Below are 13,501 nucleotides of genomic sequence, written 5' to 3'. Positions count from 1 at the left end.
GATCAGGACTTGGGGGRGGCGGCGGAATGCTGATTGATCCAGCAGATGCCTCTCCAACATTTATTGACTACCGAGAAATTGCACCTAAGAATGATAAAGAAGATGAGATTGGCGTACCAGGGTTCGTTGCTGGTATGGATTATATTCAGCACCACTACGGATCTATGTCGATGAGCAAACTAATCGACCCGGCCATTAACTATGCTGAGAATGGGTATAAAGTGGACAAAGATTTGCACGACAGGCTGGTTTCATACAAAGGTAATGTGAATGAAGATGAAATTCCTAGCTTTTATCCAGATAAGGACGCCATTAACACAGGTGAAATTGTCAAACAGCATGAATTAGCGAACACGCTGCAAAAGATTAAGGAAGAAGGGCCAAATGCTTTTTATAGAGGGAAGATTGCAGACGATATTACAGAAGAAACAAAAGTAAGTCACAAAGACTTGCGAAAGTATGCGCCTGTTGAACGCAAACCTCTATCGACGAATTATAAAGGTCATCAAATTATTTCAGCACCTCCGCCTTTTGCTGGTGCTACGCTTATTCAAATGTTAAAAATGACGGATCAAGAAGATATTTGGAAGCTGAAGGAATCGCATCCTAGTCTTTATTATCATTTTCTTGGTCAAATTTCAAAAGTAGCTTATCAAGACCGCTTGAAAAAAATTGCTGATCCGGCTTTTATAAAAGAAACGCCAAATGATTGGATCGACGATCATTACGTGCATTTACTTCGTAATAAATTAAATAATACTGAAACAGATCATACCAAAGTAAGCGACGTCGAAGAACATGAAAGTACCACTCATTTTGTTGTCATGGACGGTGAAGGAACCGTTGTATCAACAACGAATACGCTGAGTAATTTCTTTGGCAGCGGTGAATATGTAGATGGATTCTTTTTAAATAATACGCTCAATACGTTTGGGGAAGGAATTAATAAGCGTCAACCCGGTAAGCGTCCAAGAACATTTACAGCCCCTACCATTATTCGTGAAGGTGATGAATGGGTAATGTCCATTGGCACACCGGGAGGAAATCGCATTCCTCAAGTGTTAACGCAAGTAATTGGGGATTATTTTGAAGACAAAGATTCCATTAAAAACGCAGTAGAAAACAAGCGTGTCATTTTTGATTCTCATAAGTTTTATTCAGAAGCTAAGCTTAAACAGTCAACTAAAGATGGTTTAAAAACGTAYGGCTATGACTTAAAAAACAATGATAACGCGATGTTTTACGGAGGCGTTCAAGCTCTTGTGAAAGACTTAAAGAAAAATAAGATTCAAGGTGACGCTGATCCGCGCCGCCACGGTTTATGGGAAAAAAGTACAGACTAACTTAATTGGAGGAATAGAAAATGATCGCAAAACGAATCGTAGGGATTGTAGGACCAATTGCTATTGTAGCAGGAGTAGTAGCAGGACTTGGAGCTTTAAAACATCCGGCTACTCTTTCAACAGATGAACAGCAAAAAATTGAAAATAACGTAAAAATGATTGAACAAACAAAATCAGCTGCTACAGATGCAGTAAATGATGCTGCGGCAGCTGCTGGAAAATAAATCTTATGTAGTAACAAAAATGGCATCGTCCTAGACGATGTCTTTTTTGTGTGCAATGTAATGTATGGATAAAAATGAAAGCGCTTCACAAAATATACAGATGAGTAAAAATGGAGGGTAATATGTGAATAAAAAATTACTGTTGTTTAACATTATTGCTTTTTTATTATTAATTTGCGTTATAGCCGCTTTTTTTATGACTCAATCGAGTACCGATCTTAGTCCTGAAAAGCTGCTTGAAAAAAATAATGATCATTCTTACGGTGTGAGTTCTTCTAATTCTCTGGCAGCAAATGTAGGGATGGACGTATTAAAAGAAGGCGGGAATGCAGTAGATGCGGCCATTGCTATTTCGTATGCTCTTAACGTAGTCGAACCTTTTGGATCTGGAATTGGCGGAGGTGGAGGTATGCTGATTGCCAAAAAAGATCAGCCTGCTACTTTTATCGATTACCGGGAAACCGCTCCAACTTCTATGAGTGGTAAAAACGGCGTGCCGGGATTTGTCGCTGGTATGGAATATATTCAGCAGAAATATGGTACAAAATCAATGAGTGATTTGATTCAGCCGGCTGTTGAATACGCTGAAAAAGGGTYTGAAGTAGACTCTCTTTTATCGTCTCGATTGTATTACTCTAGAGGAAGGATGGATGTAGACGATCTATCCGCTTTTTATCCAAAGGGAGAAGCAATTGAAGAAGGAAAAACCCTGTCGCAGCCCGTGTTAGCTAAAACATTAATCAAAATTCAGCGAGAAGGTGCGTCTGCATTTTATAAAGGAGATGTGGCAAAAGATCTTGCTGATGCAACGCCTATTTCTAAAAAAGACTTATCTTCCTATCAAGTGACAGAAATCAAGCCTGTCGTTTCAACTTACAATGGAACGGAAGTGATTTCAGCGCCTCCGCCTTTTTCCGGAATTACACTGATTCAAATGTTAAAAATGGCAGAGAAAGAAAATCTTGAAACAATGCCTGATAAAGAATATTACGAAACGATGAACAGAATTAAAAAGGCAGCTTACTCCGACCGGTTAAAACAAATCGGAGATCCAGAATTTCATAATCAAAACTCAAGTGAATTAGTCAGTGATGATTATATAACAAACTTGGTCAATCACCCGACACGTTCTTCAGGTGAAGGCGATGAAGAACACGAAAGTACAACACATTTTGTGGTTGTTGATTCAGAAGGAACCGTCGTATCTACAACTAATACGTTGAGTAACTTCTTTGGTACAGGCGAACAAGTTGACGGCTTTTTTCTTAATAACAATGCTGATACGTTTGGAAGCAAAGAACCGAATAATCGCGAGCCGGGAAAAAGAGCAAGAACTTTTACGGCTCCAACTATTATAAGAGAAAAAGGCGAGTGGGCGATGGGAATAGGTTCTCCGGGCGGAACGCGGATTCCTCAAATTTTAACTCAGGTACTTTCTAAAAACCTTGAAGGAAATGAATCGCTTCAAAAAGCTGTAAACGAACCGCGCTTTATTTTTGATGATTCGACTATTTATGTAGAGCCCGATTTAAATACCAAAAATATTCCTTCTGCGTTTCGAATAGAAACAAAGGAAAGCGACGTCTTTTATGGAGGTATTCAAGCGTTAACCATTAATTTTCAAGATAAACAAATGGAAGGAGCCGGAGACCCTAGAAGAAATGGAGTTTGGAAAACAGGAGATTAACGAAGTAAAGATCCCTTCTCATATGCTTAGGCATAGTGAGAAGGCGTTTGAAAATATCGAATGGAATGAAAATCTTTGTCGCTGGAATGAAAATGTACGTAAATGGGGGAACGATCTAAAGCAGGGTGAGCGTTGAAAAACGTGGCATCACCGTAGCGCAATGCTTTTAGCAAGTAAGGCATTTCCTGTTTGAAAATAGCGTACCGTATGGCTTGAACGGACTTTTCCGTTTGTTCATTGCCAATAAATACGTATACATACAGCGTATCAACACCGTCTTTGTGGAGCCATTCGGCAAAAAGCTCATTTCGCTGCTCATTTAATTGATCAACAGCAAACTTTTCGTCGATCCAAAGAAATAAATCGTCTGTTTGTTCAGAATGTGTGAGCGTATAGCGTCGCCCAATAAAAGGAAAGGTGGGCGTGCTTCCTTGCCGGTATGTGACGCTAAATTGCTGAGGATTAAAAGCAGACAAACGGCATCTTCCTTTCACGCTTTTAAGTAGTTTATGCATAAAAAAGAGAAATTTCACACATTCGTCAAGAATTTTAAGCTGTTTTTCTTACATGCATACTTATGAAAAAGTTGTTACACTGAAGAAAAGAAATAGTGGGTGATAAAAGATGGAGCCGCTGTATATTGTCTTATCCATTTTTTTAGCAGCGATGCTATCGTATGACATTGCTAAATTTGTTCGAGGGGACCGGCCAGATTGGAAAGAGGGTCTCGTGACGGGCCTTGTGTTCGTGGGCTTTTTAGCAGCCATGCAAATGGCTTTTCACATTGTATAGCGATGAAAGAGGCTGGGACAAACGTATTTTAGTTGAAGGAAGATCCGAACGATGAATCGTTCGGATCTTTTATGTTTATGTCTCAATCCCTTTTTTAAAAGATATGCCGGATAAGTTTAGTCCGGCAATACTAAAAAGCTTAGATATCGAATAAGCTGTTGTATACTGCATTTTTGATAAAGGGGCTTTTTACTTGTATCGAAAAAAAACACTGCTTTTGAAGCGAAGTTTAGGAGTAGCTGTGTTTCTTTCTGTTATTGCGCTGGGAGTTTGGATGTTTCAATTTACATTCTTTTCTCCAAGTCATCAAGCCAAATCTGCCGTAAAAGAATTTTATACGCTAGAACAGGAAGGAAACTTTTCGGAATCATGGGACCTTTTTCATTCATCCATGAAAAAGAAATGGACAAAAGGTGCATACATACAAGATCGAGCACACGTATTTCTCAATCATTTCGGGGTAGACACCTTTACTTATTCCATTGAAGATGTTGAAAAAAGAAAGAGCTGGAAGATGGAAAATGATCGTAAAGCGTTTCCTGTTGTTTACGAAATGACTGTTATCCAAACGTATAAAGGGAAATATGGAAACTTTGATTTGGTGCAGAAAGTGTATGCTGTTCGTGAAAAAGGAGAATGGAAAGTCGTGTGGGATTATAAACAGTAGGAGAGCCTGCTGTTTTTTTATTTTCATAAGAAATGAGCATACCTGAGCTGTTAATAGGCCTCTTTTTTAACAGAAAAAACGTTATGTTTTTTTGCGAGTGGGTAAAATGAAAGAAGGAGGCGAACACAGATGAAATTTAGAACGATTTTATTTGATGCATATGGAACACTGTTTGATGTACATACCGTTATTGAAACGTGTGATCAGCTGTATCCGGAGCGGGGAGAAAGCATTAGTCATTTATGGCGTTTGAAGCAAATTGAATACGCCATGCAATATCAGCTGATGGGACGATACGTTGACTTTTATACATTAACAAATCAATCCCTGAAATATGCAGCAGAAGCAAATGATATTGATTTAACGGAACACGAAGAAAAAATGCTGATGAGTGCCTACATGAAGCTGAATGTCTACGATGAAGTCAAAGAGGTGCTCGCCTATTTAAAAGAAAAAGGGTATCGCCTGGCTATTTTTACGAATGGTCCTAAGCACATGATTGATCCGCTTGTTTCTTATCACAATATGAATCATTTATTTGAGGACGTTATTTCCATAGACGAAATCAAACAGTACAAGCCTACGATGGCAAGCTATCACTATGCAAAAAACAAAATGAACGCCAAAAGAGAAGAAGTATTATTTTTGTCATCGAATACATGGGATATTGCCGGTGCTAAAAACTACGGGTTCGCAACGGCTTGGGTCAACCGAAAAGGAAATGTAGCTGAACATAAAGAATTGCAGCCAAACGTAATCATTAAAAGCTTAAATCAGCTTATTAAATAAAAAAAGACGAGCATTTAAGCTCGTCCTTTTTTATTTATTGCTAAATGTATCTTTTGTTTCGCCTACTGCTTTTTGAGCATTTCCTTTTGTTTTCTCAGCTTTTCCTTCGCGCTGAAGGTCGCGGTTATTCGTTGCATTTCCCACTTGATCTTTTACTTCACCTTTAGCTTTTGATACATTTCCTTTAACTTTATCTCCTAAACCTTTACTCATTTTAATCTTCCTTTCTATTAGTAATTAAGTAGCGTTACTTGTCTGTTCCACCATTAGAAAGAAATTAAACATATTTTCTGATTTCAACTTAAATAGAAGCTAAGTGTACGATATTCATGAGTAATGTGTAGGCACTATCATTATTATTGTTCGGAGGTTTTAAGCTCCCAATCATCATAAATCTGAGATTCATAAGGCCATGATAATAAGCTTAAAGATTCCACTGCTTTTAGAACAAGAGGCGAAGCATTATCGATGTTGAGATCCTGCGGTGCAATCCACAATGCTTCCAAAGAATCCTGTCCTTCAAACTGTACGGGGTGGGAAAGAAGCTCACCGCCGGCAATGTCTACGCAATAAAATACAGCAATGTGATGCACGTGAGTAAATTCTTTCCACTTACAAGGATACTGAAAATCTGTTGTACCCGCTTGAGAAATAATGTTAATCTCAAAGCCTGTTTCTTCCACAAATTCTCTTTTCATCGCTTCCGTTAATGTTTCACCGTGCTCTAGCTGTCCGCCTGGCAAATCAAAACGATGAATATACGGACCTCTATTTTTTCGAATAACAAGCAGCTTGTTATCTCGCATACAAATCCCATATACGCCAAAAGCGCGATCATAATTTGGTTCCATCTTTTTTTCACTACTTTCTATAACAGAATGGCTTGATAAAGCATCGTTTGATTTCTTTATCCTACCATACATTTTGCTATAGAACCTTTTTTAATGAGATGCTTTTACAGTAAGCGTGCGGGAAACGGCACTTTCGTTATGCAAACGGTCAACAGAGGTTACAACATATGTGTATGTTTGATTTTTGAGTGCATTTTGATCTACAAACAATTGTTTTTCTCCTGTTTTTCGAACGGTTGTCAGCAGGTTTTCTGCGCTGTTAATGTCGCCTTTTTTATTGCCTTGAAAGCGATAAATGGCATAATAAGCGGAGTCATTCTGCTGGTGATCTCGAATTTCAAATGCTGCTTCTTTTGAATGAGGACCCGCGTTTTTTAATTTTGGTGCTTTTGGGGCCGTATTATCAAGCCAAGGCATTGCTGGAATAAGCGCAGGGTGTTTATAAATATCGTTTTGCAGCTTATCTTTTATTCCTAGCGGGTTTCGGTTCAAATCTTTCAGGCTAAAATGCATGCTCCCCTGTACTTCTGGAAACTGGTGATTTAGAGCAATTTGCCTCGGATACTCATCGGGATCAGACCAAGCTTCCACCGCGTTGTTATTAATTTTGTAAGCAGCTTGTCCAATATAAAGGTGAACTGGCTTTCCGCGCACTTCATCTCTCCACCAGTTGAGCAGCGTATCGTAAGCAGCGGGTTCAAATCCGATATTCCAATAAATTTGCGGAGTAATGTAATCAATGTATCCATTTTGAATCCACGTACGCGTATCAGCATACAAATCATCGTAGTTTGTTTGTCCAGCAGTCGTCTCAGAGCCGGTTGGATCATTAGCAATGTTTCGCCATACGCCGAACGGACTGATGCCAAACTTCACGTATGATTTTGTTTTTTTAATAGATTTATTTAAATCTCGAACAAGCTGATTAACATTGTCACGCCGCCAGTCTTCAATATTGGAAAACGTTTGAGCACCGTAGGCTTCATATGTTTTTTGATCTGGGAACGTTTGACCTGCAATTTTATAAGGATAAAAATAGTCGTCCATATGAACAGCATCAATATCATAGTTTCTTACGACTTCGAGCACTTCTTCAATAATAAAGTTTTTTACTTCTGGAATACCTGGGTTGTAGTAGAGTTGTTTTCCGTAGGAGACGACCCAATCAGGATGTTGTTTGGCAGGATGATTATCGGCTAGTTTGTTTAAATCAGTATGATTCATTGTAATGCGGTAAGGGTTAAACCATGCGTGGAATTCTAAGTTGCGCTTGTGTGCTTCGTCTACCATAAAGGCCAGAGGATCATAGCCGGGATCTTTTCCTTGTGTACCGGTTAAATATTCTGACCACGGGCCATATTTTGACGGATAAAAGGAATCGGCGGTCGGTTTAATTTGAACAACAACAGCATTCATCCCCATCTTTTTTACTTCATCTAGCAAATAGGTAAACTCTTTTTTCTGCTGTTCAACCGGAAGACCAGGCTGAGAAGGCCAATCAATGTTGTATACGCTTGCAATCCAAGCGGCTCGAAGCTCCCGTTTTTGATACGTAGTAGGTACGTCTGCTTTAGCAGGCAATGTGCTCGAACAAAACAGCAGTAAAAACAAGATGCCTCCAACCCATTTTTTAATATGCATGTTCGTTCCTCCTTCTTTTTTGGTTGAGATAAAATTTCTTTCATAATATAGCATGCGGTCGTTATATTCACAATAGATTTTAATGAAATATTCTGAAAAATAAAATAAAGTTTTAAAAATATCAGAAAAATATTGAAATTAAACTTCAGAAAAAATATAATAATGGTAATTTAAAGAATATTTTAGAAATACGTTACTTAACGATGGAGGAATTCATGCGCCAATTTTCCGTACTTACTTTAATCGATGCACAAATGAATCATTACAGTCCTGCTGAAGGAAGAGTAGCTGATTACGTGCTAGAAAATCCCACGACCACGTTGAACTTAACGACCAAACAGCTAGCTAAGCAGTGTCAGTGCAGCGAAGCTACGATTATCCGCTTTTGTCAGCGTGTAGGCATTAATAGTTTTAAAGAATTAAAGATTGAATTAGCAAAAGATGCTCATAAGGTGCATACCGAACAGCTGCCGAATCTTCCAGTTAATTTTGAAGACGAGACAGATGCCGTGCTTGAAAAAGTCATAAGCAAAAGTATGAGCGCACTGATGAATACAAGCCGACTAGTGAGCACTTCTGCAATTGATGCAGCTGCGGAAGCTATTCATGGAGCGAAACGAGTGTTTTTATACGGAGCAGGAGGATCATCTGTAGTTGCGCTAGATGCTCAGTATAAACTGCTTCGAATTGATATTTCGGCTCTGTTTTCATTAGATAGTCATGTTCAAATGGTGATGGCTACGAATATGACAAAAGATGATGTGCTGTTTGTGGTATCCACTTCAGGTCAAACAAAAGAAGTGGTAGAGCTGATGCAAATAGCCAAAGACAAAGGAGCAGCCGTCATTTTGCTAACGCAGCACGGATCATCGCCAGCTTCTAGATTAGCTGATATTCTGCTGACTATTTCGGTAGAAGAACAGCATATTCGAATTGGAACGATGAGCGCTCGTATTGCTCAGTTAGCCATTGTAGATGCGATGTTTATACGGTTATGTATTCAAAAAGGCAATCAAGTGTTTGAACGCATAATCGATACACATAATGTAATTCAAAAAATAAAGAGGTAGGGGGAAATGAGAAAATGAAGGTATTGTTTGTATGTTCTGGAGGAATGTCAAGTGCGATTGTGGTAAAAGCATTAAAAACAGAAGCACAAAAGCACGGAACGGATATGGAAGTGCTGGCAATTGGAACAAATGAAGTGGCAGAGGAAATTCAAAAGGGCTGGGACGTTGTAATGGTTGCACCGCAGATTCGTCACCGGTTTAATGCAGTGAAAGCGGAAGCAGATAAAGCTTCTGTTCCATGCGGGCCCATTCCGCCGCAGGCTTATACGCCGCTTGGAGGTCCAACGCTTTTTAAAACGGTTCAACAGCTCGTTAGCTAAGAAAAGTAGGTGTATTCCTGCTTTTTAAATAGATAAGGGGTTTCATTTACACAAGGGGAGAATATAGAGGGGGAAAGGGTATATGAGCAAATTTGTGTCGTTTTTAGAGAACAATTTATCAGGACCTATGGCCAGGTTATCAGAACAGCGGCATCTTCAAGCCATTCGCGATGGTGTTATATCCGCTTTGCCGGTTATCATTATCGGAAGTTTTTTCTTGATTCTAGCGTTTCCGCCTGTGCCGCAAGACAGCACAATTGCGAAATGGGCCGCTGATAACAGCGCCAATATTTTAATACCGTATCGCGTAACGATGTTTATTATGTCTTTATATATAGCCTTTGGGATAGGATACAACTTGTCCAAAAGCTATAATCTCGATCCGCTGTCAGGAGCGCAAATTGCAGTAGCTGCACTACTCCTTACGGTCACTCCAAAGCTGATTGAAGAAGAAGGGTTTATGCTTCCAATGACAAACCTTGGAGGTCACGGTTTATTTGTAACGATGATTGTATCGATTTTATCGGTCGAAATTCTCAGGTTTTGTAAAGCAAAAAATGTCACCATTAAAATGCCAGAACAAGTGCCGCCTTCGGTATCGAGGTCTTTTGAAGCACTAATTCCGGTTGCGATTGTTGTTGTACTTATGACGATTATTACCATTGTTTTAGGTATCGATCTTCACCATTTAGTTGATAAACTAGTTGCTCCGCTTGTGGAAGCTGGAGATAGTTTAGCAGGAGTGTTAATACCGGTTTTCTTAATTACGTTTTTCTGGTCATTTGGAATCCACGGCGTCTCTGTTGTTGGGACAGTGGCAAGGCCTGTATGGGAAGTGTATTTAGCCAAAAATGCTGAAGCGGTAGCAGACGGAGCTTCCACACTTCCGTATATTGCACCTGAAACGTTCTTTCAGTGGTTTGTTTGGATCGGAGGATCTGGAGCGACGCTAGGTCTTGCCTTAGCGATGCTGTTTTTCTCAAAATCTAAATATTCGAAAGCGCTTTCTAGGACATCTTTTATTCCAGCGGTTTTTAATATTAACGAACCAATTATTTTCGGTTTGCCAATTGTCTTAAATCCTATTTTAATTATTCCATTTATCATTATCCCGATTATTACAACGATCATTTCATACGCAGCAACGGCGACAGGTCTTATTACGCCAACCTACGTAATGGTTCCTTGGACGCTCCCGGCACCGATCGGAGCGTATCTATCAACCGGAGGAGACTGGCGTGCGGTTGTGCTAGTCGTTATCAATATTGCTATTTCTGTTGTCATTTATCTTCCGTTCTTTAAAATGTACGACCGAAAGATGGTCGAAATGGAAAAAAGCGATGAAGCAACGGTTGCACCATCCGATAGTTCAGTTCAAATGTAAAGAAAGAGAAGCCAACTTGTTTGGCTTCTATCTCTTTAGTAGGAGTGAGGGTCAATGTTTGTACGGTTTCGATATAAAACTGTGTTTTTATTTCTGCTAACCATGGTTCTTTGCAACGTTATTTTTACACCTCTGCTGCAGTATGCTGGTTTATCAGCGCAGCATAGTTTATTTGCCATTACAAGCCTATCAGCGGCGCTGCTTACAACATTTATTTCCATTCGGCTTTCAAACGCAGCTTTATCTAAAACCGCCGTTTGTATACGCTTTGTTTTGCTTGGAATAGGGTGCACAGCCGTTACATATTTAGCCGTTTTTTAACAAGGAGGGACAAAAAATGAAAGTAGTGACAATTGGGGGAGGATCAAGCTACACACCGGAATTGGTCGAAGGGTTTATTAAACGATATGATGAGCTTCCAATTCGAGAGCTATGGCTTGTAGATGTTGAAGAAGGAAAAGAGAAACTTGCAATTGTAGGAGCACTTGCGAAAAGAATGGTCAAAAAAGCAGGTGTTGATATGAAAATTCATTTAACGCTTGATCGACAAAAAGCGTTGATAAATGCTGATTTTGTAACGACACAGCTTAGAGTAGGTCAGCTTGATGCGCGTATTCAAGATGAACGCATCCCTCTTAAGTACGGAATGATTGGTCAAGAGACAAACGGGGCGGGAGGATTATTTAAGGGCTTACGAACGATACCAGTTTTGTTGAAAATTGCCGAGGAAATACACGAAGTTTGTCCAAACGCCTGGCTTATTAATTTTACAAATCCTGCAGGTATGGTAACGGAGGCGCTGCTTCGCTACGSGAAGCATTCTAAAGTAGTAGGAGTTTGTAACCTGCCTGTACATATGACAAACTCCATCGCGGGCTTGCTTCAAGTAGAAAAAGAAGATGTTCACATTGAATTTGCAGGGTTAAATCACTTGGTATATGGACTGCATGTGTATGCAAAAGGAAAGGAAGTAACGCAAGAAGTCATTCGGCGATTAAGTGATCCAAACTCTCAAGTAACAATGAGAAACATAGCTCCTATTCCATGGCAACCGGACTTTTTGGAAGCTCTTGGCGTGATTTTATGTCCTTATCACCGCTACTACTACAAAACAAAAGAAATATTAGCAGAAGAGCTTCTGACCTTTCAGTCAGGTACCACACGCGCTGAAGTGGTCAAAGCATTAGAAGCCGAGCTTTTTGAACTCTATAAAAATCCAAATCTAGAAATGAAGCCTCGGCAGCTGGAAAAACGAGGAGGCGCTTATTATAGCGATGCCGCATGCAATTTAATTTCATCCATTTATAACGATAAAGGCGATATTCAAACATTAAATGTAAAAAACAATGGAGCCATTTCCTCACTCCCAAACGAATCTGCGGTTGAAGTAAACTGTGTAGTAACAAAGCAAGGGCCAGTACCGCTCGCTGTCGGTGAACTTCCGGTAGAAGTTAATGGACTTGTGCAGCAAATTAAATCGTTTGAACGAGTAGGAGCAGAAGCTGCGGTTACAGGATCTTATGAAAAAGCACTGGTTGCGCTGAGCATTAATCCGCTTGTTCCAAGTGACGAGCTGGCTAAGTCGGTCTTAGATGAACTGCTTCAAGCTCATCGCAAGTATTTACCTGCTTTTTTTAAGGAAGTGAACGCGTAGTATGTATGCTGTTGGACTTATGTCAGGAACGTCACTCGACGGAGTTGATGCAGCTCTTGTTCAAATTGAAGGAAGCGGCTATGAAAGTAAAGTTAAGCTTCTTCATTTTATTACCGTGCCGTTTTCACCTCAGTTAAAAAAGGAAATTGAGCAGGCGCTTTCTTTTGAACATTCAAATGTACAGCTAATCTGCAGCTTAAATTTCAAACTTGGCTATGCATTTGCGGATGCAGTGAAAAAAGTGTGCCAAGAAGCCCGCTTTTCTCTTGAACAAATAGATGTTATTGGATCGCATGGTCAAACCATTTACCATCAGCCTTATGCTTCGGGAAGTACAGCGATGTCTACACTCCAAATTGGAGAGCCGGCTGTTATTGCCTATGAAACCAAAACGAAGGTAGTAGCAAACTTCAGAGTGATGGACATGGCAGCAGGCGGGCAAGGTGCTCCGTTAGTTCCTCACACGGAACGGATTTTGTACAGCCACGCTGAGCGTACAAGGCTGCTTCAAAACGTTGGAGGTATTGGAAATGTAACGTTGATTCCGCCCAAAAAATCTCCTATACCCGTAGTAGCTTTTGATACGGGGCCGGGAAATATGATGATAGATGAAGCGTGTCAGCAGCTTTTTAATGTTTCATTTGATGAAAATGGGCGTTTAGCAGCTGAAGGAAAGATTATTTCAGAGCTTTTAGAAGACTGTATGAATCATGATTACATGAAGCTTTCTCCTCCTAAATCGACGGGAAGAGAACTGTTCGGTACACAGTACACAAAGAGACTGCTAGAGAATTATAGTAAACATAAAAAGGAAGATCTGCTAGCTACGATTACTATGTTCACGGCATCATCCATTGTACATCACTATGAAACATTTATTTTTCCTGCCTATTCTATTGACGAAGTGATTATTGGAGGAGGCGGAAGTTATAATAATACGCTGATGAATATGATTAAAGCGCAGATCGGGAAACGCTGCAGCGTGTATACACAAGAAGAAATAGGAATGTCTTCAGAAGCAAAAGAAGCCGTAGCTTTTGCGGTGCTCGCAAATGAAACACTTTCAGGTTATCCAAGCA

At 39.8% G+C, this 13,501-nt stretch carries 16 protein-coding genes; 12 read left to right on the top strand and 4 right to left on the bottom strand.

Going from position 1 to position 13,501, the window contains the following annotated elements:
• The 3 genes from AC1DRF_RS08845 to AC1DRF_RS08835 all read left to right on the top strand — a co-directional run.
• On the top strand, positions 1–1,343 hold a 1,343-nt coding region (locus AC1DRF_RS08845), incomplete at its 5' end, for a gamma-glutamyltransferase (protein ID WP_477740605.1).
• 20 nt (positions 1,344–1,363) lie between these two features.
• Positions 1,364–1,567 carry a CapE family protein gene (locus AC1DRF_RS08840; RefSeq protein WP_013082014.1) on the top strand — a complete coding sequence of 68 codons (204 nt, stop codon included), beginning with the start codon at positions 1,364–1,366 and terminating at the stop codon, positions 1,565–1,567.
• A 124-nt stretch (positions 1,568–1,691) separates the two neighbouring features.
• Positions 1,692–3,254, top strand: a complete 1,563-nt coding sequence (locus AC1DRF_RS08835) for a gamma-glutamyltransferase family protein (RefSeq protein WP_477740604.1) — start codon at positions 1,692–1,694, stop codon at positions 3,252–3,254.
• A 26-nt stretch (positions 3,255–3,280) separates the two neighbouring features.
• On the opposite strand, the gene AC1DRF_RS08830 is transcribed toward AC1DRF_RS08835, so the two are convergent.
• On the bottom strand, positions 3,281–3,730 hold the full coding sequence (locus AC1DRF_RS08830; RefSeq protein ID WP_028407691.1) for a staygreen family protein: 450 nt from the start codon (positions 3,728–3,730) through the stop codon (positions 3,281–3,283).
• Positions 3,731–3,878: 148 nt separating this feature from the next.
• Here AC1DRF_RS08830 and AC1DRF_RS08825 point away from each other — a divergent pair, with 148 nt between their 5' ends.
• From AC1DRF_RS08825 to AC1DRF_RS08815, 3 genes are all read left to right on the top strand, one after another.
• On the top strand, positions 3,879–4,046 hold the full coding sequence (locus AC1DRF_RS08825) for a hypothetical protein (protein ID WP_013055713.1): 168 nt from the start codon (positions 3,879–3,881) through the stop codon (positions 4,044–4,046).
• A gap of 193 nt (positions 4,047–4,239) precedes the next feature.
• Positions 4,240–4,713 (top strand): hypothetical protein, encoded by a 474-nt coding sequence (locus tag AC1DRF_RS08820; RefSeq protein WP_013082017.1) that lies wholly within the window; start codon positions 4,240–4,242, stop codon positions 4,711–4,713.
• Positions 4,714–4,842: 129 nt separating this feature from the next.
• Entirely contained in the window at positions 4,843–5,502 is a 660-nt protein-coding gene (locus AC1DRF_RS08815; RefSeq protein ID WP_427075612.1) for a haloacid dehalogenase type II, read from the top strand.
• A gap of 30 nt (positions 5,503–5,532) precedes the next feature.
• On the opposite strand, the gene AC1DRF_RS08810 is transcribed toward AC1DRF_RS08815, so the two are convergent.
• From AC1DRF_RS08810 to AC1DRF_RS08800, 3 genes are all read right to left on the bottom strand, one after another.
• On the bottom strand, positions 5,533–5,715 hold the full coding sequence (locus AC1DRF_RS08810) for a CsbD family protein (protein ID WP_013082019.1): 183 nt from the start codon (positions 5,713–5,715) through the stop codon (positions 5,533–5,535).
• 143 nt (positions 5,716–5,858) lie between these two features.
• Positions 5,859–6,353, bottom strand: coding sequence for an NUDIX hydrolase (locus tag AC1DRF_RS08805; protein WP_098779729.1), 495 nt, complete (start codon positions 6,351–6,353; stop codon positions 5,859–5,861).
• A 90-nt stretch (positions 6,354–6,443) separates the two neighbouring features.
• Positions 6,444–7,994: a glycoside hydrolase family 10-like protein gene (locus tag AC1DRF_RS08800; RefSeq protein ID WP_477740603.1), complete on the bottom strand. Its 1,551-nt coding sequence runs from the start codon at positions 7,992–7,994 to the stop codon at positions 6,444–6,446.
• Between the two features lie 215 nt (positions 7,995–8,209).
• On the opposite strand from AC1DRF_RS08800, the gene AC1DRF_RS08795 reads away from it, so the two are divergent.
• The 6 genes from AC1DRF_RS08795 to anmK all read left to right on the top strand — a co-directional run.
• The gene (locus AC1DRF_RS08795; protein ID WP_162213705.1) at positions 8,210–9,064 is read left to right on the top strand and encodes a MurR/RpiR family transcriptional regulator; all 855 of its coding nucleotides are present in this window, start codon (positions 8,210–8,212) and stop codon (positions 9,062–9,064) included.
• Positions 9,065–9,078: 14 nt separating this feature from the next.
• On the top strand, positions 9,079–9,384 hold the full coding sequence (locus AC1DRF_RS08790; RefSeq protein WP_013055720.1) for a PTS sugar transporter subunit IIB: 306 nt from the start codon (positions 9,079–9,081) through the stop codon (positions 9,382–9,384).
• 82 nt (positions 9,385–9,466) lie between these two features.
• Positions 9,467–10,768 carry a PTS sugar transporter subunit IIC gene (locus AC1DRF_RS08785; RefSeq protein ID WP_477740602.1) on the top strand — a complete coding sequence of 434 codons (1,302 nt, stop codon included), beginning with the start codon at positions 9,467–9,469 and terminating at the stop codon, positions 10,766–10,768.
• A gap of 54 nt (positions 10,769–10,822) precedes the next feature.
• Positions 10,823–11,089: a hypothetical protein gene (locus tag AC1DRF_RS08780; RefSeq protein ID WP_013082025.1), complete on the top strand. Its 267-nt coding sequence runs from the start codon at positions 10,823–10,825 to the stop codon at positions 11,087–11,089.
• 16 nt (positions 11,090–11,105) lie between these two features.
• A complete protein-coding gene (locus tag AC1DRF_RS08775) occupies positions 11,106–12,422 on the top strand; it encodes a 6-phospho-beta-glucosidase (protein ID WP_477740601.1) in 1,317 nt (438 codons plus the stop codon).
• A 1-nt stretch (position 12,423) separates the two neighbouring features.
• Positions 12,424–13,501: anhydro-N-acetylmuramic acid kinase AnmK (gene anmK, locus AC1DRF_RS08770; RefSeq protein WP_477740600.1), on the top strand; the 1,078-nt coding region annotated here is incomplete at its 3' end.

It is taken from the genome of Priestia sp. P5_B4 (genome assembly GCF_056400385.1).
The sequence above is the reverse complement of the archived record's forward strand: the minus strand, read 5'-3'. Positions and strand labels throughout refer to the sequence as shown.

What these genes read in the sequence shown, in the direction of transcription:
- AC1DRF_RS08780 (WP_013082025.1), top strand. Translation starts at nt 10,823, where the DNA reads ATGTTTGTACGGTTTCGATATAAAACTGTGTTTTTATTTCTGCTAACC.
- AC1DRF_RS08840 (WP_013082014.1), top strand. Translation starts at nt 1,364, where the DNA reads ATGATCGCAAAACGAATCGTAGGGATTGTAGGACCAATTGCTATTGTA.
- AC1DRF_RS08805 (WP_098779729.1), bottom strand. Translation starts at nt 6,353, where the DNA reads ATGGAACCAAATTATGATCGCGCTTTTGGCGTATATGGGATTTGTATG.
- AC1DRF_RS08825 (WP_013055713.1), top strand. Translation starts at nt 3,879, where the DNA reads ATGGAGCCGCTGTATATTGTCTTATCCATTTTTTTAGCAGCGATGCTA.
- AC1DRF_RS08810 (WP_013082019.1), bottom strand. Translation starts at nt 5,715, where the DNA reads ATGAGTAAAGGTTTAGGAGATAAAGTTAAAGGAAATGTATCAAAAGCT.
- AC1DRF_RS08785 (WP_477740602.1), top strand. Translation starts at nt 9,467, where the DNA reads ATGAGCAAATTTGTGTCGTTTTTAGAGAACAATTTATCAGGACCTATG.
- AC1DRF_RS08800 (WP_477740603.1), bottom strand. Translation starts at nt 7,994, where the DNA reads ATGCATATTAAAAAATGGGTTGGAGGCATCTTGTTTTTACTGCTGTTT.
- AC1DRF_RS08815 (WP_427075612.1), top strand. Translation starts at nt 4,843, where the DNA reads ATGAAATTTAGAACGATTTTATTTGATGCATATGGAACACTGTTTGAT.
- AC1DRF_RS08790 (WP_013055720.1), top strand. Translation starts at nt 9,079, where the DNA reads ATGAAGGTATTGTTTGTATGTTCTGGAGGAATGTCAAGTGCGATTGTG.
- AC1DRF_RS08795 (WP_162213705.1), top strand. Translation starts at nt 8,210, where the DNA reads ATGCGCCAATTTTCCGTACTTACTTTAATCGATGCACAAATGAATCAT.